Source organism: Verrucosispora sioxanthis (assembly GCF_010560025.1).
Taxonomy (GTDB): domain Bacteria; phylum Actinomycetota; class Actinomycetes; order Mycobacteriales; family Micromonosporaceae; genus Micromonospora; species Micromonospora palythoicola.
On record NZ_SAIY01000010.1, the window covers coordinates 21,547 to 42,002 of the forward strand.

Consider the following 20,456-nt stretch of genomic DNA (forward strand, 5'->3'; position numbering starts at 1 on the left):
GTGGCCGGTAGGGCCAGCTTCGCCCGGTGACGGGCGCCTGACGGTCAACGAGCCCCGCCCGGTGGTGATGTCCGCCGGGTGGGGCCGTCGGCGTATCGTCGATGGGCGGCCGCCCGGCCGGTCCGGGCCTGGCTGGCCCGTCGGGTGCCCGGGCGCCGGGCGGGTCGACCCGGCCGCCGAAGGAGGAGTCGATGCGCCGACCGCTCGCCGTCACCGTGGCCGCCGCCGCGCTGCTCGTCGGCACGGCCTGCTCGGCCGAGCGCGGCGACCCGGCCGAACCGACCGCCCCGACCTCGACTCGCGTCGAGGTCACCGCCGGCCCGGCGACGCCCACCCCGGAGCAGCCGGTGGCGACCCCCGCTCCGGGGGCGGCGGGCGGGAACGGCCCGGAGGTCTGCGCCGCCGCGCAACAGGCGAGCGGTGCGGCGGGCAAGAAGTACGTCGAGCACCTCGCCGCGATGGTCACGGCGACCGGCGCGGGTGACACCGCCGACGCGCAGGCCGCCGGCCGGCGGGCCGAGGCGGCCCTGTCCGACTGGGAGAAGGCGCTCAGAGCGCAGGCGACCCGCGCCGACGACCGGCAGCTCAAGGACCTGCTGACGGAGCTGTCGACCGAGGTCGGCCGGCTCGGCACCGACATCGAGGCGCTCGAGGGCGCTTCGCTCGACCGGTTGCAGCAGCGCCTCGACCAGCTCTGCGCCCGCTGACCGGCCCGGCCCGGTTTGGGTCCCGGCCCGAGGATGGCGTACGCTAGCCTGCGGCGCACTTTGGTGTGCCGAGTTCCCGCGTGCCCGCGCCGCCGTGCTTCTGCTGCCCGGCGAGCCGCCGTGGGGACGACCAGTCAGCAGCCTCAACGACAGGGAGTCCGCCTCCGATGTACGCGATCGTCAAGACCGGCGGCAAGCAGTACAAGGTCGCCGAGGGCGACGTGATCGAGGTCGAGAAGCTCACCGGTGCCCCCGGTGACGCGGTGAAGCTCGCCGCGGTGCTCCTCGTCGACGGTGACGACCTGGTGACCGACGCGGCGAAGCTCGCTCAGGTCGAGGTGTCCGGCGAGATCGCCGCGCACACCAAGGGCCCGAAGATCCGGATCCACAAGTTCAAGAACAAGACCGGCTACCACAAGCGCCAGGGTCACCGTCAGCCGCTGACCCAGGTCAAGGTGACCGGCATCTCCAGCGGGAAGTAGGTCGTCCTCCAATGGCTCACAAAAAGGGTGCGTCCAGCTCGCGTAACGGTCGTGACTCCGCGGCCCAGCGACTCGGCGTGAAGCGCTTCGGTGGTCAGGTCGTCAGCGCGGGTGAGATCCTCATCCGTCAGCGTGGCACCAAGTTCCACCCCGGTGACCTGGTCGGCCGCGGCGGAGACGACACGCTCTTCGCGCTGGCCGCCGGTGCGGTCCAGTTCGGCACCCGGCGCGGTCGCAAGACCGTGAGCATCGTGCCGCAGCAGTAGCTGTCCGGCGTAAGCGGGCCGTGGACCTGATGTCCCGGCCCGCTTCGCCTTTTCTCGCGCGGGGCCGGGCCCCGCTGGAAGGATGACGTCGTGACGACGTTCGTTGACCGGGTCGTCCTGCATCTGCAGGCCGGCGACGGCGGGCACGGCTGTGTCTCGATCCACCGGGAGAAGTTCAAGCCGTTCGGCGGCCCGGACGGAGGCAACGGCGGGCACGGCGGCAGCGTCTCCCTGGTGGTCGACCCGCAGGTGCACACGCTGCTGGACTTTCATTTCCGACCGCACGTCAAGGCGGAGAACGGCCGGGGCGGCGCGGGCTCGAACCGGGACGGCGGCAACGGTGCCGACCTGGTGCTCAAGGTGCCCGACGGCACGGTCGTGCAGACCAGCGACGGCACCGTGCTGGCCGACATGGTCGGCGCCGGCACCACCTTCGAGGTGGCCCGGGGCGGTCGGGGTGGCCGGGGCAACGCCTCGCTGGCCAACGCGCGCCGTAAGGCGCCCGGCTTCGCCGAGCTGGGTGAGCCGGGCGAGCAACTTGACGTGGTGCTGGAGCTGAAGAGCGTCGCCGACGTCGGGCTGGTGGGTTTCCCGTCGGCCGGGAAGTCGTCGCTCATCTCGGTCATCTCCGCCGCCAAACCCAAGATCGCCGACTACCCGTTCACCACGCTGGTGCCGAACCTGGGCGTCGTCCGGCTCGACAACCACACCTTCACCGTCGCCGACGTGCCCGGGCTGATCCCGGGCGCGGCCACCGGCAAGGGGTTGGGGCTGGAGTTCCTCCGGCACGTCGAGCGCTGTGCGGTCCTGGTGCACGTCATCGACACCGCCACCCTGGAGCCGGGGCGGGACCCGCTGGCCGACATCGACACCATCGAGGCGGAGTTGGCCGAGTACGGCGGGTTGGCCGACCGGCCCCGGCTGGTCGCGCTGAACAAGGTCGACGTGCCGGACGGCCGCGACCTCGCCGAGATCGTCCGACCCGACCTGGAAGCGCGTGGTCTGCGGGTCTTCGAGGTCTCCGCGGCCACCCGCGAGGGGCTCAAGGAACTCATGTACGCGATGGCGGAACTGGTCGAACAGTCGCGGGCGGCGGCACCACCGGCCGAGCCGACGCGGATCGTGATCCGACCGAAGGCGGTCGACGACGCAGGCTTCACCATCGAGGCCGAGGACGACGGCTCGTACACCGTGCGCGGTGTCCGTCCGCAGCGCTGGGTGCGCCAGACGAACTTCGACAACGACGAGGCGGTCGGCTACCTCGCCGACCGGCTGGCCCGACTCGGCGTCGAGGAGCAGTTGGCCAAGGCGGGCGCCCAACCCGGTGACCTGGTCCGGATCGGCGACCGGGAGTTCGACTGGCAACCCACCCTCTACGCCGGTGCCGAGTTCGTCCCGGGCGCCCGGGGCCGTGACGTCCGGCTGGAGGAGAAGCCGACCCGGGCCAACGCGGCCGAACGGCTGGCGGCCCGCAAGGCACGCCGGCAGCGACCGGCCGACGAGGTCGAGCCGGCACCCGCCGACGGGAATGACGCCGAATAGCTCGATGCGCTCCGAAATGGGGACGACTGCTGGAAACCTTCGCGAAATTTCGTCGCCCTAGCGTGGCCTGATGCTTATCGAGTCCCGCCCGCTGACGGATCCGGAGGTCGCCGCACTCGCCACGGCCGGGCAGCGCGAGCTGCGTGAGGCCGTCGGTGAGGCCGCCGGGCGCGACTTCGGGACGCGCGGGGACACCTGCTGGTTGACGGTCGTGATCGCCGGCCGTGCGGTGGCGTGCGGCGGGATGCGGGTGTGCGACGACGACACCGGTGAGCTGGAGCAGTTGTACGTGCGTCCGGCCTACCGACGCCGGGGCATCGCCCGCCAGCTGGTCGCCGCGCTGGAGGAGCTGGCGTACCAGCGGGGATACTCGATGGTGCGGGTGGAGGCCGGTCCGCACCGTCCGGCGGCGGCGCTCTTCCGGGCCTGCGGTTACGAGCCGATCTCCGCTGCCGGTGCGCCCAGTGGCGGCGCGCCGTATCGGGAGTGCTTCGCCAAACGGCTCCCGGTGCCGGCCTGAGCCCGAGGCTCCCGGCCGGGTCCGAGGTGGCGGCGGCCTCGGCGTCGCGGCGTCAGGGACGGTCGAACGGGCGGTCGAGACGGCTGCCGCTGCCGCCGGCCCGCGCCGAAAGCAGCAGCCCGAGCAGGAGCATCCCGAGGCCGAGCCCCAGGTGCAGCCAGTTGTCCGCGTCGTTGAGCGGGACGAAGTTCGCCGCGCTGTCCTCACCGACGGCCAGCCCGTAGATCCACAACCCGAGGTAGAGCGCACCGCCGGCGACGAGGTAGAGCCGGGCACCGGCCACGCCGCGGGCCAGCACCAGTCCGGCCACGGCGAAGCCGAGGTGCAACAGGTTGTGCAGGACCGAGACCTGGAAGAGACCGAGGAGCCGGGCACCGGAGTGGTGCCCCGCGAAGGTCATGTCGCCGTAGTCGGTGGTGATACCGGGCACGAACCCGAGCACCCCGAGCAGCAGGAACACTCCCGCCACGACCAGGGCGGCGAGCTGTACCCGGGTACGTGAGGTGCGGCCACCCGCTGACCGACGCGCCATCGATGTCACCTCCGTGGATCCGCGAGAGCCCCGCAACGGTCTGGCAGGTCGACGCGACACTCCGTGAGGTGACGTGGTCCCGCCGATCCTTCATCTTGTTGCCCGCGCCGGGCGATCCGCAGGGAAATGCCCGATCGAGCATGGGTGGCCGATCGCAGGGTAGGTCAATCAGTGGCAGCGGCGACATCGGCCGCCGCACCCCCAACACCCGCGACGATCCCGCAGCGGAAGGGACATCATGACCTACGATCTGTCATCGACCCCCAGGACCCACGAGCCCGATTCGCCGAACGGCGGCGGCGTCCGCGAGCAGGCCCACCAGATGGGCGCGGAGGCTGCGCACGCCGGTGGAGCGGTGGCCGATACCGCCCGCGAACAGGGTCGCGAGGTTGGCCGGGAGGCCGCCCGCCAGGCCCGGGACCTGTACGGCGAGGCCCGGACGCAGCTCGCCGGCCAGGCTGGTGAGCAGCAGCGGCGCGCGGCCGGCGGGCTGCGCTCGCTGGCCGACGAGATGCGTTCGATGGCCGACAACGGTGGCCAGGCCGGCCCGGTGAGCGAACTCGCCCGCCAGGCCTCCGACCGGGTGCACGGTGTGGCCGGTTGGCTGGAGCAGCGCGAGCCCGGCGACCTGCTCACCGAGGTACGCGACTACGCGCGCCGCAACCCCGGCACCTTTCTGGTCGGTGCGGCCCTGCTCGGTGCGGTGGCCGGCCGGCTGACCCGCAACCTCTCCGCGAGCGGCGACGACCGCCCCGCCAACTCCGCCATGGAAGACCCGTACGGCGATCCCGACCGGACGGTGGCCTTGCCGACGCAGGCCCCGCCGGTCGGCTCGACGGGTGCGCCCGGTGGAGGAAACCGCGACCCTCGCACCCAGCCCGTCGACCTGCGGCCGATCGAGGAGGGGTACTCCGGCACGGGCACGCCGCTGCCCCCGGTGGAGCGGACCGATCCGCTGCCGGGCGTGCCGTCGAGCGGGACCACCCGGCCGTGAGGACCCGAGTCATCCGAAGGGAGGCGACGGAATGACGACGCCGACACAGAGTTCCGCAGCGGATGCCCGCAACCATCACCCGCCTTCGGCGGAGGAGGTCCGGGGTAGCTCCATCGGGGAGCTGATGCGCCAGGTCACCAGCGACCTGTCGACGCTGATGCGGCAGGAGGTGGAGCTGGCGAAGGCCGAGATCCGTCAGGAGGGGAAGAAGGCGGGCAAGGCCGCCGGCCTGTTCGGCGGTGCCGGCTTCGGCGCGTACATGGTCGCCCTGTTCCTCTCCCTCGCCCTCTGGGGCGGCCTGTCCAACGTGATGGACGCCGGTTGGGCAGGGCTGATCGTGGCCGTCCTATGGGCGGCGATCGCGGCGCTTCTCTACACGATGGGCCGACGGAACGCGGAGCGCATCCGCGGGCTCAAGCAGACCAACGACAGCGTGCAGCGCATCCCCGACGCGCTCAAGCCACACCCGGAGGGAGTGACCCGATGAGCACCGACCCCGTCCAGATCCGCCGGGAGATCGAAACCACCCGCGACAACCTGAGTTCCGATGTGGACGCCCTGGCGTACAAGGTCAGCCCGGGCCGCATCGTCGAAGATCGTAAGCAGCGGGTCCGTACCACGCTGCGGAATGTGAGGGACAGCGTAATGGGAACCGCATCCGATCTGGGCCATCAGACCAGCCATGGCGCCCACGCGGCCGGCGATCGTGCCGCCGCGACGGCCTCCGCGGTGGGCGACGCGGCGCACTCGGCCGCCTCGGCGGTCGGCGACGCGGCACACCGCGCCCCGCAGGTCATCAGGCGCAGGTCCGAGGGGAACCCGCTGGCCGCCGGCCTCATCGCCTTCGGCGTCGGCATGCTCGTCTCCTCCCTCGTTCCGCCCACCCAGCGTGAGCAGCAGCTGGCCACCCAGGCCCGGGAGAAGGCCGGTGAGCACGGCTCGGCGGTGACCGACAAGCTCAGCCGGGTGGCGAGCGAGATGAAGCAGGAGCTGCGTGAGCCGGCGCAGCAGGCCGCCGAGTCGGTCAAGGCCACCGCGCAGGACGCCGCACAGACGGTGACCGATGACACCCGGTCCGCAGCCCAGGATCTGAAGGGGCAGGCGCGGCACTCCCGGGACCAGGTGCGTCCCTGACCGGTCGACGAACCCAGCCGCTGCTGGCGGCGGTCCGTCCTACGCGTAGGCCGTGAGATGGGCGAGGGCTCCTCCTCGGGCGATCCGAGCGGAGGAGCCCTTGCCTTTTGCCCCGTTTCACGGTCTGCGTGCCGGGTAGCGGCCACTACGGCGGCCGGGCACCGGACGTCCGGGCGGAGGAGGCGTGATGAGAAGCAACGCGACGAGACTGGCTCTGGTGGGCGCCGCGACCGTGACCGCGGTCGGCGTCGGCCGGGCGGTGACCCGCCGACGGCGTCGGCACCAGCCCCAGCGGGAGGATGGCTGGTACGTGGTCCGGCGTGCGGTCACGGTCGACCGGCCGGTAGCGGCGGTGATCAGCTTCTGGACCGAGCGGGAGCGGCTCGACCGGGCCCTGGCGGAGTGGGCGACCCTGGAGCAGATCGACGGGAACCGCTGGCGGTGCGTGTCGCGTGATCCCGACACCGGCGCCACCGAGTGGCGCGCCGAGATCACCGTCACCGGTCCCGGCCGGCTGCGCTGGCAGGTCACCGGCGGGCCGGAGCAACAGGGCACGGTCGAACTGGTGCCCGCACCACAGGGCCGGGGTACGGAGATCCGCGCGGAGCTGAGATACCGCTCCGGCCCACTGCGCCGCGCCCTGGGGCTGGCGGCCGGTGACGAGCCGGACCTACGGCTGCGCGACACGCTGCGCCGGGTCAAGTCCCTGATCGAGTGCGGTCAGCTCATCGACACCCGGCGGGACCCGTCCGGACGGAGTCCGGCACAGGAACGACGCACCGATGAGATTCGGCAGCGGTTGACGACGGGAGGACGGGCGTGAAGGCGCTGTGCTGGGAGGGGGTCGGCAAGCTCAAGGTACGCGACGTGCCGGAGCCGCGGGTGCGCGCCGCCGGCGACATCATCGTCCGGGTCCGCGCCAGCAGCGTCTGCGGTTCCGACCTGCATCTGATCAACGGCTTCATCCCGGCGATGCGGGAGGGTGACATCCTGGGCCACGAGTTCACCGGCGAGGTGGTCGAGGTCGGGCCCGGGGTACGGCGGTTGGCCGTCGGCGACCGGGTGGTGGTCGGCTCGGTGGTGGCCTGCGGCGGCTGCTGGTACTGCCGGACCGAGCAGTACTCGCTGTGCGACAACTCGAACCCGCAGCCGGTCTTCGCGGAGAAGCTGTGGGGGCACTCGCCGGCCGGCATCGTCGGCTACTCACACGCCGCCGGGGGCTACTCCGGCAGCCACGCCGAGTACGTACGGGTGCCGTTCGGCGACGTCGGGGCGTTCAAGGTGCCCGACGGGGTACCCGACGACGCGGTGGTCTTCGCCTCCGACGCCATGCCCACCGGCTGGATGGCGGCCGACTTCTGCGGCCTGACCGGCGGTGAGGTGGTCGCGGTGTGGGGTGCCGGTGGAGTGGGGCAGATGGCCGCCCGGGCGGCGCAGCTGCTCGGCGCGGAGCGGGTCATCATGGTCGACCGGCTGCCGGAGCGGCTGGCCGTGGCCGCCGACCGGCTGGGAGTGGAGACGGTCAACTACGCCGACACCGACGTGCTCGAGGCGCTGCGCGAGATGACCGCCGGTCGCGGACCGGACGCCTGTATCGACGCGGTCGGCATGGAGTCCCACGACGTCGGCCCGGGGTACGCGTACGACAAGGCGAAGCAGACCGCCCGCTTGCAGACCGACCGGCCGACGTGCGTCCGGCAGGCCATCATGGCGGCCCGCAAGGGTGGCACGGTCAGCATCGTCGGTGTCTACGCCGGCCTGGTGGACAAGTTTCCGCTGGGCGCGGCGATGAACAAGGCCCTGGTGCTGCGGATGGGGCAGATGCACGCCCAGCGCTACATCCCGATGCTGCTCGACCGACTCGCCGCCGGCGAGATCGACCCCGGCTACCTGGCCACCCACCCGCTACCGCTGGACCAGGGCGCGCGCGGCTACGAGATCTTCGAGAAGAAGGAGGACGGCTGCCTGCGTACGGTGCTGCATCCGGCCTGATCAAGGCCGCGCCGTCGGCCTGGCCCGGCGGCGCGGCGCCAGGCTGGCGGCGCCCGGACGGGCCGGCTCAGCCGGTGCGCCGTACGGCGGTGACCACGAACCCGCTGGCCGGCAGCGCCGGCATCCGGCTCAGATCCACCGCAAGGTCCTGCGGCGGTACGTCGTAGCGGATGACCTCGGTCAGCAGCGTGACCGCCCGCTTCATCAGCTCGATCGTGATCCACTCTCCGGCGCAGCGGTGTCCGGCGACATGGTCTCCGCCGCCCTGCGGTACCAGCGTGAACGGGTCACCCGGCCAACCGGCGAAGCGCTCCGGCCGGAACCGCTCCGGCTCCGGCCACACCTCGGGGTGATGATTGGTGCCGTAGAGATCCAGCAGCACCCGTCGGCCCTGCGGGAAGTGGTAGCCCTGCCAGTCGAAGTCCCGCCGGACCCGGGCCGCGGCCACCGGGAAGAACGGGTAGTAGCGGCGCACCTCCTGCACGAACTGCCCGGCCTCGGCGTCGTCGTCGCGTACCCGTTGCCGCCAGGCGGGATGGTCGTGCAGGGCCAGCGCGGCGAAGACCACGAACCGGGCCACCGCGATGGTCGGGCGGAGCACGTTGAGCAACTCCACCGCCGCGATGCGGCGGGGCAACCGGCGTCCCTCGCCGTCGCGGTGCTCCGCGATCACGCGCAGGGCAGTGCCCTCGGGCGGCGACAGCTTCCCGTGGCGTACCTGTTCGACGAGGTCAGCACCCCAGTACTCACTGCGGTAGCGGCCCAGCCGACCGCGCCAGTGCCGGGGACCGATCGCCGCGGCACTGTCAATCATGGCTTGGAGGTCGGCGGTCCGCCGGTCCAACTCGCCGCCGCTCAGCGGCACCCCCGCCCAGGCGCACACCGCCCGGGTCAGCATCGACGCGACCTCGGTGTGCAGGGTCACCGTGCCGGACAGTTCCCAGGCGGGCAACCGGGCCTGCCACTCGTCGGCGAAGAGCTGCCCGAGTCGCCGGACCGCGGCCGGGCTCATGAGTGACATGAACATTGCCTTGCGGTCGTGGTGGGCGTCGCCGTCGAGCCCCTGGACGCCGCCTCGGCCGGTGAGCGTCCGCTGACCGCGAGCCGGCATGGCACCCTCGCGCATGAACCGGTCGGCGTCGTAGAAGAGTTCGGTGGCGGCCCGGCCGCGTAGGCAGATCGTCGGTTCCAGCAGCAGCCGGGTCTGGAATATGTCGGTGCCGTACCGGTCGCACCGCTGCCCGACGAACCGGTAGCCGGCCCGCAGGAAGGCCAGGGTGCTGTCCGGAGCGCGGTCCGTCGGAATGGTCGCCATCGGATTCCCTGTTGCCGGGGCGCGGCCGTCGCCGACCGGCCGTCCAATCGTCGCAGAGTGCGTACCTACCCAGGTCACGGGCGATGAACCGCGCAGCCGGGCGGCGGTGTCGACGGGCCGGTCGCTGGCCCCTCCCAGGGCCGGGAAATCCTGGTTTGCTGAGTTCGGCGTCGTCGTCGACCTGGCCGGTGGTCAACCGGCCGCCGGGCCGACCGGTCGACGCGTCGTCGGCCAGGCGGTTCGGCGTGCCACGGGGAGGACGGATGCGGGACAACCGTGCGGCGTACTGGCGTCGGTGGAAGGCCGGGAGGTTCGGCGGGGATCGGCCGCCGCTGGTGGCGCCGCCGCCCCGGCCCCCACGTCCCGACCGTCATTTCACCGTGCATCTCGGCTTCACCGCCGCCGACCTCGTCACCGCGCGCGAGGTGGCGGTCGGGTACGCCGAGGCGCTGAGCGTGCTCCGGCCCGAGCTGGCGATCGGTGCCTCCGCGCTGTCGCCGGCCGACGCCTGGCAGCGTGCCGAGCGGCTGTTCTGCGGGGCCCTCGGGCCGGACGCCGAACGGTGTGTCGATGTCGCCGGCCACGCCGGTTTCCATCACGCGCCCGGCCCCGGTGGCCTCGGTTGGGGCGATGGTGACCGTGGATAGCGCGGGGTCCAGGAACACCGGGCCGGACGAACATCCCTGGACCCCGCCCGCGCGCTCAGTCCAGGTCGAACTCGCCGTCCTGGGCGCCCGCGACGAAGGCGTCCCACTCGGCCTGGGTGAACACCAGCACCGGGCCGTCCGGCTCGGCGGAGTTGCGCATGCCGATCAGATCGTCGACGAAGGCGACCTCCACCGCGGCCTCCGAGGTGTCGCCCTCGGCCCGCTGCCAGACCGCCCGGGAGAGGTCGAAGTCACCCTTGGGGTGCGCTGTCATGGTCCCGTCCTCCAGTACCAGGGGAAATGGGGAAGCCGGTTCGTTCCCTCATCGGGCAGGATAAGCGGATGCCGAGCCTGAGCCGTGCAGAGGCGACCGCGCGTGGCGCGTCGATCACCGTCGAGTCCTACCAGGTGGACCTCGACCTGACCGGGGGCGGTGAGCGGTTCCGGTCCCACGTCACGATCAGGTTCCGGGCCACCGGCACCGATACGTTCGTCGAGGTCAAGCCGGCGCACCTGCGCGCCGTACGCCTCAACGACACCGACCTCGATCCCGCGACACTTGACGACAACCGGCTGCCGCTGACCGGCCTGGCGGCGCGGAACACGCTGGTCGTCGAGGCCGAGATGGCGTACACCAACACCGGCGAGGGAATGCACCGCTTCGTCGACCCCGCCGACGGCGAGACCTACCTCTACGTGATGTCGTTCCTGGACGACGTGCAGCGGGTCTTCGCCGCCTTCGACCAGCCGGACCTGAAGGCACCGGTCACGCTGTCGGTGACCGCGCCGGAGCACTGGACGGTGGCGGCCAACGCCGAACTGGCGGCCAACCCCGAGCCGGGTCGTTGGGAGTTCGCCCCCACCCTGCCGATCGCCACGTACTTCTTCACCCTGATCGCCGGTCCCTGGCACGTCCGCCGGGACACCCACGACGGAATTCCGCTCGGTGTGTACTGCCGGCGCTCACTCGCCGAGCATCTCGACGCCGACGCGGCGGAGATCCTCACCGTCACGAAGCAGTGTCTCGACCGGTTTCATCAGCTGTTCGACGAGCGCTATCCGTTCGGCAAGTACGACCAGGCGTTCGTGCCCGAGTTCAACGCGGGTGCCATGGAGAATCCGGGCCTGGTCACCTTCCGCGACGACTACGTGTTCCGCTCGGCGGTCACCGACAGCCAGCGCGAGCTGCGGGCCACCACGATCGCCCACGAGATGGCGCACATGTGGTTCGGTGACCTGGTCACCATGCGTTGGTGGGACGACCTGTGGTTGAACGAGTCGTTCGCGGAATACCTGGGCACCCGGGTCACGGCCGAGGCGACCCGGTTCGACCGGGCGTGGACGACGTTCGCGCTGCGCCGCAAGGCGTGGGGGTACGCCGCCGACCAGCGCCCCTCCACCCATCCGGTGGCACCCGAGCGGGTGATCGACGCCGCGGAGGGTCTGCTCAACTTCGACGGCATCTCGTACGCCAAGGGGGCCAGCGTGCTGCGGCAGCTGGTGGCGTGGCTCGGTGACGAGGCGTTCCTGGCCGGCCTCAACGACCACTTCGCCCGGCACCGCTTCGGCAACGCCACCCTCGCCGACCTGCTCGAGAGCCTGGCCGCCAGCAGCGGCCGGGAGCTGACCGACTGGGCGGAAGCCTGGCTGCGGACCGCGCAGGTGAACACGCTGCGGGCCGAGGTGGCGGTGGACGCCGACGGTCGGTACGACGAGGTCGTGATCGCGCAGACCGCGCCGCCGACGCATCCGGTGCTGCGCCCGCACCGCATCGGCGTGGGCCGGTACGCCGTGGACGGCACCGCCGAGCGGATCGAGGTCGACCTCGATCCGAAGACCGACGACGGTCGGACCCGGCTCGACGGGTTGGTCGGGGAACCGGCGGCGGCCGTTCTGCTGCCCAACGACGGCGACCTGACCTTCGCCAAGATCCGCCTCGACGCCGCCTCGGCCGACGCGGTGCCACTGCTGCTGCCCCGTCTGGCCGACCCGTTGGCCCGCGCCCTGCTCTGGGGTGAGGCGGTGGACGCCGCGACCGACGGGGAACGGCCGGTCGCCGGACTTGTCGATCTGATCGTCGCGGCGTTGCCCACCGAGACGGAAGTGATCATCGTCGAGGACGTGCTGGCGATGAGTCGCTCGCTCGTCGACCGCTATCTCGATCCGCTGGCGCGACAGTCCGCCCTGGCCCGCGTCGCCGAATCCTGCCGGCGGTTGCTGGACGACGCCGCGCCGGGGGAGTCGTTGCAACTGGCGGCCGCTCGGGGGCTGATCGCCGCGAGCACCGACGCGGAGTTGCTCTCCGGTTGGCTCGCCGGCCGGGCCGTACCCGCCGGGCTGGCCGTCGACGCCGAGCTGCGGTGGACGCTGCTGGGCCGGTTGGTGGTCCTCGGTGCCGCCGGTGCGGCCGAGATCGCGGCCGAGGCGGCGGCCGACCCGAGCGCCACCGGTGCCGAGCGGGCCGCCAGGTGCCGGGCCGCCCTGCCCGAACCCGGTGCCAAGCAGGCCGCGTGGGAAATCATCGTGTCGAACACGGAGTTGTCGAATCGGCTGGTCGAGGCGACGGCGGAGGGCTTCTGGCAGCCCGAGCAGCTGGAGCTGACAAGCGCCTACGTCGGCAGCTACTTCGCCGACATGCCGGCCGCCGCGCGGCTGCGTACGCCCTGGGTGGCCGACGAGGTTGCCAAGCTGGCCTTCCCCCGCCACGCGGTGTCCCAGCCGACCCGGGAGGCGGCGGCGGCGCTGCTGGCCCGCGACGACCTCACGCCGGGGCTGCGTCGGGTGGTCACCGACGCCGACGACGACCTGCGTCGCGCCCTGGTGGCGCGCACGGCGGTGGCCGCCACGACCGCGTGACCCCAGGAGCCGGGCCGGGCCGTAGAGCGCCGGCCCGGCCCGGCTCCGCTCGGGCACGCCCTAGGATCATGGGGTGGAGGAAGACATCCGGCGGATCGGGATCATGGGCGGGACGTTCGATCCGATCCATCACGGGCACCTCGTGGCCGCGAGCGAGGTGGCGGACCGGTTCGGCCTCGACGAGGTGATCTTCGTGCCCACCGGGCAGCCGTGGCAGAAGGCCGACGTGCCGGTCAGCTCGGCCGAGGACCGCTACCTGATGACCGTGATCGCCACCGCGTCCAACCCCCGGTTCCAGGTCAGCCGGGTCGACATCGACCGGGGCGGGCCCACCTACACCGTCGACACCCTGCGTGACCTGCGCTCCCAGTACGGGACCAAGGCGCAGCTGTTCTTCATCACCGGCGCGGACGCCCTGGAGCGCATCCTGAGCTGGAAGAACCTCGACGAGATCTTCGAGCTGGCCCACTTCATCGGGGTCACCCGGCCGGGCTTCCAGCTGACCGCCGCGCACCTGCCCGCCGACACGGTCAGTCTGGTGCAGGTCCCGGCCATGGCCATCTCCTCCACCGACTGCCGGGCGCGGGTCGCCCGGGGCGAACCAGTGTGGTATCTGGTGCCCGACGGTGTGGTGCAGTACATCGCGAAACGACGCCTGTACCGGTAGTGGTTTGACCGTTTCGTGCCTCTTTCCGGCTGAAACTGGTGAGTCGGGAATCCGGGCCGTGTGAGAGGCTGGAGGCATCGCACGGTTGATCGAAGGAGAACGGTGACAGTTTCCGAACGCGCTCACCAGCTGGCGATCGTCGCCGCCCAGGCCGCGGCCGACAAGAAGGCGCAGGACATCGTCATCATCGACGTGGGTGACCAACTCGCCATCACCGACGCGTTCCTGCTCGCCGCCGCCCCGAACGAACGCCAGGTGCTGGCCATCGTCGACGCCATCGAGGAAGCCCTGCTCGACCTGCCGGAGAAGGCGAAGCCGGTGCGGCGGGAGGGCGAACGCGGCGGCCGTTGGGTGCTGCTCGACTACGTCGACGTCGTGGTGCACGTGCAGCACACCGAGGAACGCGAGTTCTACGCCCTCGACCGGCTCTGGAAGGACTGCCCGACCATCCCGTTCGTGGACCGGGACCTCGCCAGCGCGGAGGCCGGCGCCGGATCGGGCGAGTGACCAGGCTGATCATCTGGCGGCACGGCAACACCGACTGGAACGCCGCCAGCAGGGTCCAGGGACAGACCGACGTACCGCTGAACGATCGCGGTCGGGAACAGGCGCGCACGGCGGCCCCGCTGCTGGCCGCGCTGCGTCCGGACGCCCTGGTCGCCAGCGACCTGAGTCGCGCCGCGGAGACCGCCGCCGCGCTGTCCGCGCTGACCGGCCTGCCGGTACGCTCCGACGCCCGACTGCGGGAGCGGCACTTCGGCCGCTGGCAGGGACTGTTGCTGACCGAGGTGGCGGAGCGGTTCCCGGCGGAGTACACCCGCTGGCGGACCGGGGACCCCGACCCGGGGGCGGACGTCGAACCGCTGGACGAGCTGGGCAAACGCATCGGCACCGCGTTGCAGGAGGCCGCCGACCAACTGCCTGGGGGCACCGTGGTGATCGCCACCCACGGCGGCGCCGCCCGCCAGGGCTGCGGCCAGCTGCTCGGCTGGGAGCACGCCGTGCTGCGTACCGTCGGCTCCCTGCGCAACTGCCACTGGACGGAGCTGCGCCACGACGTCGAGCGTGGCTGGCACCTGCGCGCCCACAACGTCGGCCCGATGGACGTGCCCGCCCCGGGGACCGGCACCGGCGCGGCGGCCGTCCCGGTCTCCGCCGAACCGGTCTGAGCGGACGCGGTCAGGCCGTCGCCCAGCTTGATCCGCTACGGTGCCCGCATGCCAGTCGCGGTCGTCACCGACTCCACCGCTTACCTGCCACCCGAGCTGGTGCGGGAGCACCGGCTGACCGTGGTGCCGCTGACCGTGGTGTTGGCCGGCGTCGAAGGGCTGGAGGGCGTCGAGACCCTTCCGGTTGACGCCACCCGGGCGCTTCGCGCTCGGCGGGTGTCGGTGAGCACGTCACGGCCGTCGCCGGAGCAGTTCGGGCGGATATACCGCGAACTGCTCGACGCCGGGGCGGAGGGCGTCGTCTCGGTGCACCTGTCGGCCGGGCTCTCCGGCACGGTCGAGGCCGCCGAACTGGCCGCCGCCGACCTGGGTGACCGGGTCAGCGTGGTCGACAGCCGCTCCTGCGGGATGGGTCTCGGCTTCCCGGCGATCGCCGCCGCCCGGGCCGCCGCGCGCGGCGCCGACCTGGCCGGCGTACGCGCCGCGGCAGACTCCGCGATCGGCCGCACCAGCATCCACTTCTACGTCGACACGCTGGAGTTCCTCCGTCGTGGCGGACGGATCAACGCGGCTGAGGCGTTGCTCGGCACCGCACTGTCGGTCAAGCCCATCCTGCACATGCCCGAGGGACGCATCGTGCTGCGGGACAAGGTCCGCACCGCCAGTCGGGGCATGGCGCGGCTGGTGGACCTCGCCGTCGAGGCGGCCGGCGACGGGCCGGTGGACCTGGCCGCACACCACCTCGACGCGCCGCAGCGGGCCGAGCAGCTCGTCGACACGCTCACCGCCCGGCTCGGTGACCGGCTGCGCGACAGCTACGTCTCCGAGGCCGGTGCCGCCGTCGCGGTGCATGTCGGTCCCGGTCTCGCCTGCGTGGTGATCCATCGTGTGTCGGACCTTCCTGGACGTCAGGGGCACTGACCGCCAAGCCGTCGAGCGGGCCTCCGGCGCTCGTCGCCGGCGGGCGAATCGGCGCGGCCCGGTGACGGCGACCCGCTTCGCCGCCGGTGGCTTCGGTGGGCGAGGATCGACCGTGGGCCCGGGTTGGGGAGGTGGGACGGATGTCCTGTGTGGTGACCGGTGGGGGGCGCGGGGTCGGGCGGGGCATCGTGGAGAGCCTGCTCGCCCACGGCTGGACGGTCGTTGTGTGCGACCGCGATCCGGGGGCACTGTCCTGGGTGGAGGGGCACGCACGGGCCGACCGCCTCGCGGCGGTGGTCGGTGACGCCGGTGACGAGGGCGTCGCCGGGCGGGCCGCCGACCTGGCGGAGCGCTTCGACCCGCTGACCGGTTGGGTGAACAACGCGGCCGTGTTCCGCGACGCCTCGGTGCACGACGCGCCGGTCGGTGAGGTCGTCGATCTGATCACCCGCAACCTGCGTCCCGCCGTGGTCGGTGCCGCCACCGCGGTCCGCCGCTTCCTCGCCGCCGGCACCGCTGGTGCCGTGGTCAACGTCTCGTCCCACCAGGCGAGCCGGCCGGTGCCGGGCTGCCTGCCGTACGCCACGGCCAAGGCGGCGGTGGAGGGGCTGACCCGGGCGCTCGCCGTCGAGTACGGCCGGCACGGCATCCGAGCCAACGCGGTAGCGCTCGGCTCGGTGGCCACCGAACGACACGAGGCGTTCCTCGCCGAGTCCGAGCCGGACCAGGCGCGGCGGATCGAGGCGGAGCTGGCCCGGCTGCACCCGGTGGGTCGGATCGGGCAGCCGCAGGACGTGGCGGAGGCGGTCGCGTACCTGCTCTCGCCGGCGGCGGGCTTCGTCAACGGGGTGACCCTGCCGGTCGACGGCGGGCGCGCCGTCCTCGGTCTGGACCCGCAGGCGCTCACGGACTGACCCGAGCGCGTCGGGACCGGCCACGCGCCTGGCGGTCCGCCCTGGTGGCGGCCGGGAGGGTGCGGGTGTCGGCGACGCGGACCGAGGGGTCGACAAGGCGGAGGTCTTAGCAGATCCGATGCATGATCAGGGCCCTGTCCACAGAGCCTCGCGTTGTCCACAGGCAGACCGGCTCGGTGCGCCTGGCGGTGCCTCGCCGCCCTAGCCTCGCGCCGTGTCGAAGGACGAGGACGAGGAGATGGCGGTTCGGCGGCGACTGTGGCACCTGATGCCCGGCGCGCTGGACCGGCCGGCGGACGACGCGGCACCGCCGTGGCCGGGTGACGACCGGACGCCAGCCTTCGCCGGGTGGTCTCCGTCCGTAGGGCTCCCTCCGCCTGTTGACCTGCCTCCGCCCGTCGGGTGGCCTCCGCCTGTTGATCTGCCTCTGTCCGTGCGGCCACCGCTCGCCGAGGCTGCCGGCGAGGTGCCGCCGCCGGTGACGCAGTGGCCGACCGTGCTGCTGCCGGTCCAGGCCGCCGCAGACCGGGCCGGTGACACTGGTCCGGTTCGGGCCGGTGGTCCGGTTCGGGCCAGCGACGATTCACCGGTCGACGTCGGACGAGGACGGCGGGTCGACGAGGCGTCGCCGAGCCTTCTTCCGGGGCCGAGTGCCTTCGATCCGGGGCGGCGGGGAGTGCGGGCGCTGGCGGCCGTCGCCGTGCTCGTGGTGCTGGTCGCGGGCGTCTGGACCTGGCGGTCCCGTCCTCAGGTGGAGCCGGTGGTCGCCGAGACCGGCACCGCCGGGACACCGGATCCCTCCGTCGAGGCCGGCCACGAGCCGGGCAGGCCGGCGACGGAGTCGACCGGTGAGCTGGTGGTCGCCGTCGCCGGAAAGGTCCGCCGGCCCGGGTTGGTGCGGTTGGCGGCCGGCGCGCGGGTGGCCGACGCCCTCGACGCCGCCGGAGGCGCGTTGCCGGGAGTGGACGTGGCGCTGCTGAATCCGGCCCGCCGGGTCAGCGACGGCGAGCTGATCCTGGTCGGCGTACCGGCACCCTCGGGCGCGGCAGGTCCGGGGGCCGGCCCGCTTCCGGGTGGTGGACCCGGCACGGGTGGGCGGGTCAACCTGAACACCGCGACCTCGGCGCAGCTCGAAACGCTGCCCGGCGTGGGTCCGGTGCTCGCCCAGCGGATCATCGAGTACCGCGATCAGCACGGCGGCTTCCGGTCCGTCGGCGACCTGCGTCAGGTGACCGGGATCGGCGACGCCCGGTACGAGCAACTCAAGGACCTGGTGACGGTGTGAAGGCGTCGCCCGCCCCGGTCGCCATGTCGGCCGGAACCTCCGGAGTCGTGACCGGTGGGGGAGCACCCGACCTCCGCACGGCGGGGCTGGCGGTGGCGGCCTGGCTCACCGCGTTGGCGGGGCTGCATCTCGATGCCCGACGGACGCTGCTGCTTGCCGCCGTCGCGGCAGGTCTCGCCGGGGTGGCGACCCTGCACCTGCTCGGTCTCGCCGGGCGACCCGGCCCGACCGTGCGTCGCCACGGCTGGGTGGTGGTGGCGATCCTGATCGGCGTGGTCTGTGGCGGCGCGGCCACCTCGGCGCGACTGACCGTACGGGACGCGGGTCCGCTGCTTGCCCTGGTCAACGAACGGGCCCGGGTCACCGCCGAACTGGTCGTCCGGGACGATCCCCGGCCGGTGCGCGGCGGCATCGTGGGTCGTCCACCGACCCTGCTGGTGCCGGCCAGGCTGGTGACCCTGACCGGGCCGCAGGGCCAGCGGATCGCCGTACCGGCGCGGGTACTGGTGCTCGCCGACGATCCGGCGTGGCGCGGGCTGTTGCCCGGGCAACGGCTCACCGCCGACGGGCGGCTGGCCGAGCCGCGCGGCGGCGACCTCACCGGTGCGGTCCTGATGGCCGTGGGCGCACCGGTTCGGCTGGGTGCTCCTCGGCGCTGCAACGCGCGGCCGGTCGGCTCCGCGCCGGCCTCCAGCAGGCGTGCGCACCGCTGCCGGACGAGCCGGGCGGCCTGTTGCCCGGCCTTGTCGTCGGGGACACCAGCCGGCTGCCCGATGCGGTGGAGGAGGACTTCCGCGCCACCGGGATGACTCACCTGAACGCCGTGTCCGGATCGAATGTCGCCATCGTCGTGGGGGCGGTGCTGTTGCTGGCCCGCTGGGCCCGAGCCGGTCCGGTGCTGGCCGTCGGTCTTTGCGGGCTGGCCCTGGTGGGCTTCGTCATCCTGGTCCGGCCGTCGCCGAGCGTGGTACGCGCCGCCACCATGGGCGCGATCGGGCTCGCCGCGCTGGCGGCCGGTCGCCCTCGGGCGGCGGTGCCCGCGTTGGCCGCCGCCGTGGCGGTGCTGGTGCTGGTGGATCCGGATCTGGCCGGTGATCCCGGTTTCGCGTTGTCCGTTCTGGCCACCGGCGGTCTGCTGCTGCTCGCGCCGGGTTGGCGGGACGGTCTGCGTCGGCGGGGCGTACCGCCGGGGGTGGCCGAGGCGCTCGCGGTGCCGGCCGCCGCACAACTCGCCTGTGCGCCGGTGGTCGCCGGCCTGACAGGCACGGTCAGTCTGGTCGCCGTGCCGGCGAACCTTCTCGCGGTGCCGGCGATCGCGCCCGCGACGGTGCTTGGCGTGGCGGCGGCGACGCTCTCGCCGATCTGGCCCGGCGGGGCGGAGTTGCTCGCCTGGCTGGCGCACTGGCCGGCGTGGTGGCTGGTGCTGGTCGCCCGGTACGGTGCCCGGCTGCCGGCGGGCAACCTGCCCTGGCCGGGCGGGGTGTCCGGGGCGCTGCTGCTGGCGGTGCTGACCGTGGCGTTGGTGGTCGCGGCCCGGCGCCCGGTGGTGCGCCGCCTGGTGGCGGTCTGCGCCGTCGCGGTCGTGCTGGGCGCGCTGCCGGTGCGGGTGGTCGCGCCCGGGTGGCCGCCGGACGGTTGGGTCGTCACGGCCTGTGCGGTGGGTCAGGGCGACACGGTACTGCTGCCGGTGGCGGCCGGGCGGGCGGTCGTGGTCGACGCCGGTCCGGATCCGGCGGCGGCGGACGCCTGCCTGCGTCGGCTCGGTGTGCGTCGGGTGCCGCTGTTGGTGGTCAGCCACTTCCACGTGGACCACACCGGCGGGGTGGCCGGGATCTTCCGGGACAGGCGGGTGGACACGGTGCTGGTTCCGCAGTGGTCGGAGCCGGTGGCCGGCCGGGATCTGGTGCGCGGCACCGCCGCGACTCATGGCACGCCGGTGGTCGCCGCACCGCAGGGATGGCGCTACCGGGCCGGGGCGGTCGACCTGACCGTGCTCGGCCCGCCGTATCCGATGCGCGGCACCCGTTCGGATCCGAACAACAACTCGCTGGTGCTGATCGCCACCGTCGACCGGGTGCGGATCCTGCTGACCGGTGACGCCGAGGTGGAGGAACAGCGGGCGCTGCGGGAACGGCTGCCGCCGGATGGGCTGCGGGCCGATGTGCTGAAGGTCGCCCACCATGGCAGCGCGTACCAGGATCCGGCCTTTCTGGACGTGGTGCGGCCGGCGGTGGCGTTGGTGCCGGTCGGCGCGGGAAACAGCTACGGCCACCCCAACGAGGCGGTGCTGGCCCGGCTGGCCCGGGGTGGGGCGCGGGTGCTGCGTACCGACGTCGGCGGTGACGTGGCGGTGGTGCGGTCGCCCCGAGGGCTGGCGGTGGTCAGCGCCGGCGTCGACCGGATCCGCCCACCATGAATCGACAGCAATTCACGGCATAAAGCCGGAGATAAGTTCTATGTCTGGATTTGCGCTGAGTGCGGGGTCTACCGGCAGAGTCTGGACGAGCAGACTG

General features: G+C 72.9%; 21 protein-coding genes and 1 pseudogene. 19 read left to right on the forward strand and 3 right to left on the reverse strand.

Translation table 11 applies throughout. From position 1 onward, the window contains the following. Positions 1 to 191: 191 nt before the first annotated feature. The 5 genes from ENC19_RS24255 (at position 192) to ENC19_RS24275 (ending at position 3,517) form a co-directional block, all read left to right on the forward strand. The gene (locus ENC19_RS24255; protein WP_164449386.1) at positions 192 to 707 is read left to right on the forward strand and encodes a hypothetical protein; all 516 of its coding nucleotides are present in this window, start codon (positions 192 to 194) and stop codon (positions 705 to 707) included. Positions 708 to 874: 167 nt separating this feature from the next. Then, positions 875 to 1,189 (forward strand): 50S ribosomal protein L21, encoded by a 315-nt coding sequence (gene rplU / locus ENC19_RS24260; protein ID WP_093407572.1) that lies wholly within the window; start codon positions 875 to 877, stop codon positions 1,187 to 1,189. An 11-nt stretch (positions 1,190 to 1,200) separates the two neighbouring features. Then, positions 1,201 to 1,455: a 50S ribosomal protein L27 gene (gene rpmA / locus ENC19_RS24265; protein ID WP_091197044.1), complete on the forward strand. Its 255-nt coding sequence runs from the start codon at positions 1,201 to 1,203 to the stop codon at positions 1,453 to 1,455. A gap of 90 nt (positions 1,456 to 1,545) precedes the next feature. Next, positions 1,546 to 2,997, forward strand: a complete 1,452-nt coding sequence (gene obgE, locus ENC19_RS24270; RefSeq protein ID WP_164449387.1) for a GTPase ObgE — start codon at positions 1,546 to 1,548, stop codon at positions 2,995 to 2,997. A 70-nt stretch (positions 2,998 to 3,067) separates the two neighbouring features. Then, a complete protein-coding gene (locus ENC19_RS24275) occupies positions 3,068 to 3,517 on the forward strand; it encodes a GNAT family N-acetyltransferase (protein ID WP_164449388.1) in 450 nt (149 codons plus the stop codon). 52 nt (positions 3,518 to 3,569) lie between these two features. On the opposite strand, the gene ENC19_RS24280 is transcribed toward ENC19_RS24275, so the two are convergent. Next, entirely contained in the window at positions 3,570 to 4,049 is a 480-nt protein-coding gene (locus ENC19_RS24280) for a DUF4383 domain-containing protein (RefSeq protein WP_164449389.1), read from the reverse strand. Between the two features lie 238 nt (positions 4,050 to 4,287). Here ENC19_RS24280 and ENC19_RS24285 point away from each other — a divergent pair, with 238 nt between their 5' ends. The 5 genes from ENC19_RS24285 (at position 4,288) to ENC19_RS24305 (ending at position 8,169) form a co-directional block, all read left to right on the forward strand. Further along, entirely contained in the window at positions 4,288 to 5,043 is a 756-nt protein-coding gene (locus tag ENC19_RS24285; RefSeq protein ID WP_164449390.1) for a hypothetical protein, read from the forward strand. A 31-nt stretch (positions 5,044 to 5,074) separates the two neighbouring features. Next, positions 5,075 to 5,530 (forward strand): phage holin family protein, encoded by a 456-nt coding sequence (locus ENC19_RS24290; RefSeq protein WP_164449391.1) that lies wholly within the window; start codon positions 5,075 to 5,077, stop codon positions 5,528 to 5,530. Continuing rightward, positions 5,527 to 6,177, forward strand: coding sequence for a DUF3618 domain-containing protein (locus tag ENC19_RS24295; RefSeq protein WP_164449392.1), 651 nt, complete (start codon positions 5,527 to 5,529; stop codon positions 6,175 to 6,177). The genes ENC19_RS24290 and ENC19_RS24295 overlap by 4 nt, the downstream gene beginning before the upstream one ends. Before the next feature lie 187 nt (positions 6,178 to 6,364). Further along, a complete protein-coding gene (locus ENC19_RS24300; RefSeq protein WP_164449393.1) occupies positions 6,365 to 7,000 on the forward strand; it encodes an SRPBCC family protein in 636 nt (211 codons plus the stop codon). After that, positions 6,997 to 8,169, forward strand: a complete 1,173-nt coding sequence (locus tag ENC19_RS24305; RefSeq protein WP_164449394.1) for a zinc-dependent alcohol dehydrogenase — start codon at positions 6,997 to 6,999, stop codon at positions 8,167 to 8,169. The genes ENC19_RS24300 and ENC19_RS24305 overlap by 4 nt, the downstream gene beginning before the upstream one ends. A 67-nt stretch (positions 8,170 to 8,236) precedes the next feature. Here the strand turns inward: ENC19_RS24305 and ENC19_RS24310 are convergent, their stop codons facing one another. Continuing rightward, complete coding sequence (locus ENC19_RS24310; protein WP_164449395.1) at positions 8,237 to 9,484, reverse strand: cytochrome P450; 1,248 nt, start codon at positions 9,482 to 9,484, stop codon at positions 8,237 to 8,239. A gap of 263 nt (positions 9,485 to 9,747) precedes the next feature. Between ENC19_RS24310 and ENC19_RS24315 the strand changes: the two genes are divergently transcribed. After that, a complete protein-coding gene (locus tag ENC19_RS24315; protein ID WP_164449396.1) occupies positions 9,748 to 10,131 on the forward strand; it encodes a hypothetical protein in 384 nt (127 codons plus the stop codon). Between the two features lie 55 nt (positions 10,132 to 10,186). Here ENC19_RS24315 and ENC19_RS24320 read toward each other — a convergent pair whose 3' ends face one another. After that, the gene (locus ENC19_RS24320; protein ID WP_093407559.1) at positions 10,187 to 10,405 is read right to left on the reverse strand and encodes a DUF397 domain-containing protein; all 219 of its coding nucleotides are present in this window, start codon (positions 10,403 to 10,405) and stop codon (positions 10,187 to 10,189) included. 68 nt (positions 10,406 to 10,473) lie between these two features. Here ENC19_RS24320 and pepN point away from each other — a divergent pair, with 68 nt between their 5' ends. The 8 genes and pseudogenes from pepN to ENC19_RS24360 all read left to right on the forward strand — a co-directional run bounded on the left by pepN (position 10,474) and on the right by ENC19_RS24360 (position 20,359). Further along, complete coding sequence (gene pepN, locus ENC19_RS24325; protein ID WP_164449397.1) at positions 10,474 to 12,987, forward strand: aminopeptidase N; 2,514 nt, start codon at positions 10,474 to 10,476, stop codon at positions 12,985 to 12,987. Positions 12,988 to 13,060: 73 nt separating this feature from the next. Beyond that, positions 13,061 to 13,654, forward strand: coding sequence for a nicotinate-nucleotide adenylyltransferase (gene nadD / locus ENC19_RS24330; protein WP_164449398.1), 594 nt, complete (start codon positions 13,061 to 13,063; stop codon positions 13,652 to 13,654). Between the two features lie 102 nt (positions 13,655 to 13,756). Next, the gene (gene rsfS, locus ENC19_RS24335; RefSeq protein ID WP_164449399.1) at positions 13,757 to 14,161 is read left to right on the forward strand and encodes a ribosome silencing factor; all 405 of its coding nucleotides are present in this window, start codon (positions 13,757 to 13,759) and stop codon (positions 14,159 to 14,161) included. After that, positions 14,158 to 14,823 carry a histidine phosphatase family protein gene (locus ENC19_RS24340; protein WP_164449400.1) on the forward strand — a complete coding sequence of 222 codons (666 nt, stop codon included), beginning with the start codon at positions 14,158 to 14,160 and terminating at the stop codon, positions 14,821 to 14,823. Before rsfS ends, ENC19_RS24340 begins: the two co-directional genes overlap by 4 nt. A 48-nt stretch (positions 14,824 to 14,871) precedes the next feature. Next, positions 14,872 to 15,744 carry a DegV family protein gene (locus tag ENC19_RS24345; RefSeq protein ID WP_164449401.1) on the forward strand — a complete coding sequence of 291 codons (873 nt, stop codon included), beginning with the start codon at positions 14,872 to 14,874 and terminating at the stop codon, positions 15,742 to 15,744. Positions 15,745 to 15,884: 140 nt separating this feature from the next. After that, positions 15,885 to 16,658 carry an SDR family NAD(P)-dependent oxidoreductase gene (locus ENC19_RS24350; protein WP_164449402.1) on the forward strand — a complete coding sequence of 258 codons (774 nt, stop codon included), beginning with the start codon at positions 15,885 to 15,887 and terminating at the stop codon, positions 16,656 to 16,658. 496 nt (positions 16,659 to 17,154) lie between these two features. Beyond that, entirely contained in the window at positions 17,155 to 17,943 is a 789-nt protein-coding gene (locus tag ENC19_RS24355) for a ComEA family DNA-binding protein (protein WP_408058107.1), read from the forward strand. A gap of 23 nt (positions 17,944 to 17,966) precedes the next feature. Then, positions 17,967 to 20,359 (forward strand): annotated as a pseudogene (locus ENC19_RS24360) (ComEC/Rec2 family competence protein). Positions 20,360 to 20,456 lie beyond the last annotated feature (97 nt).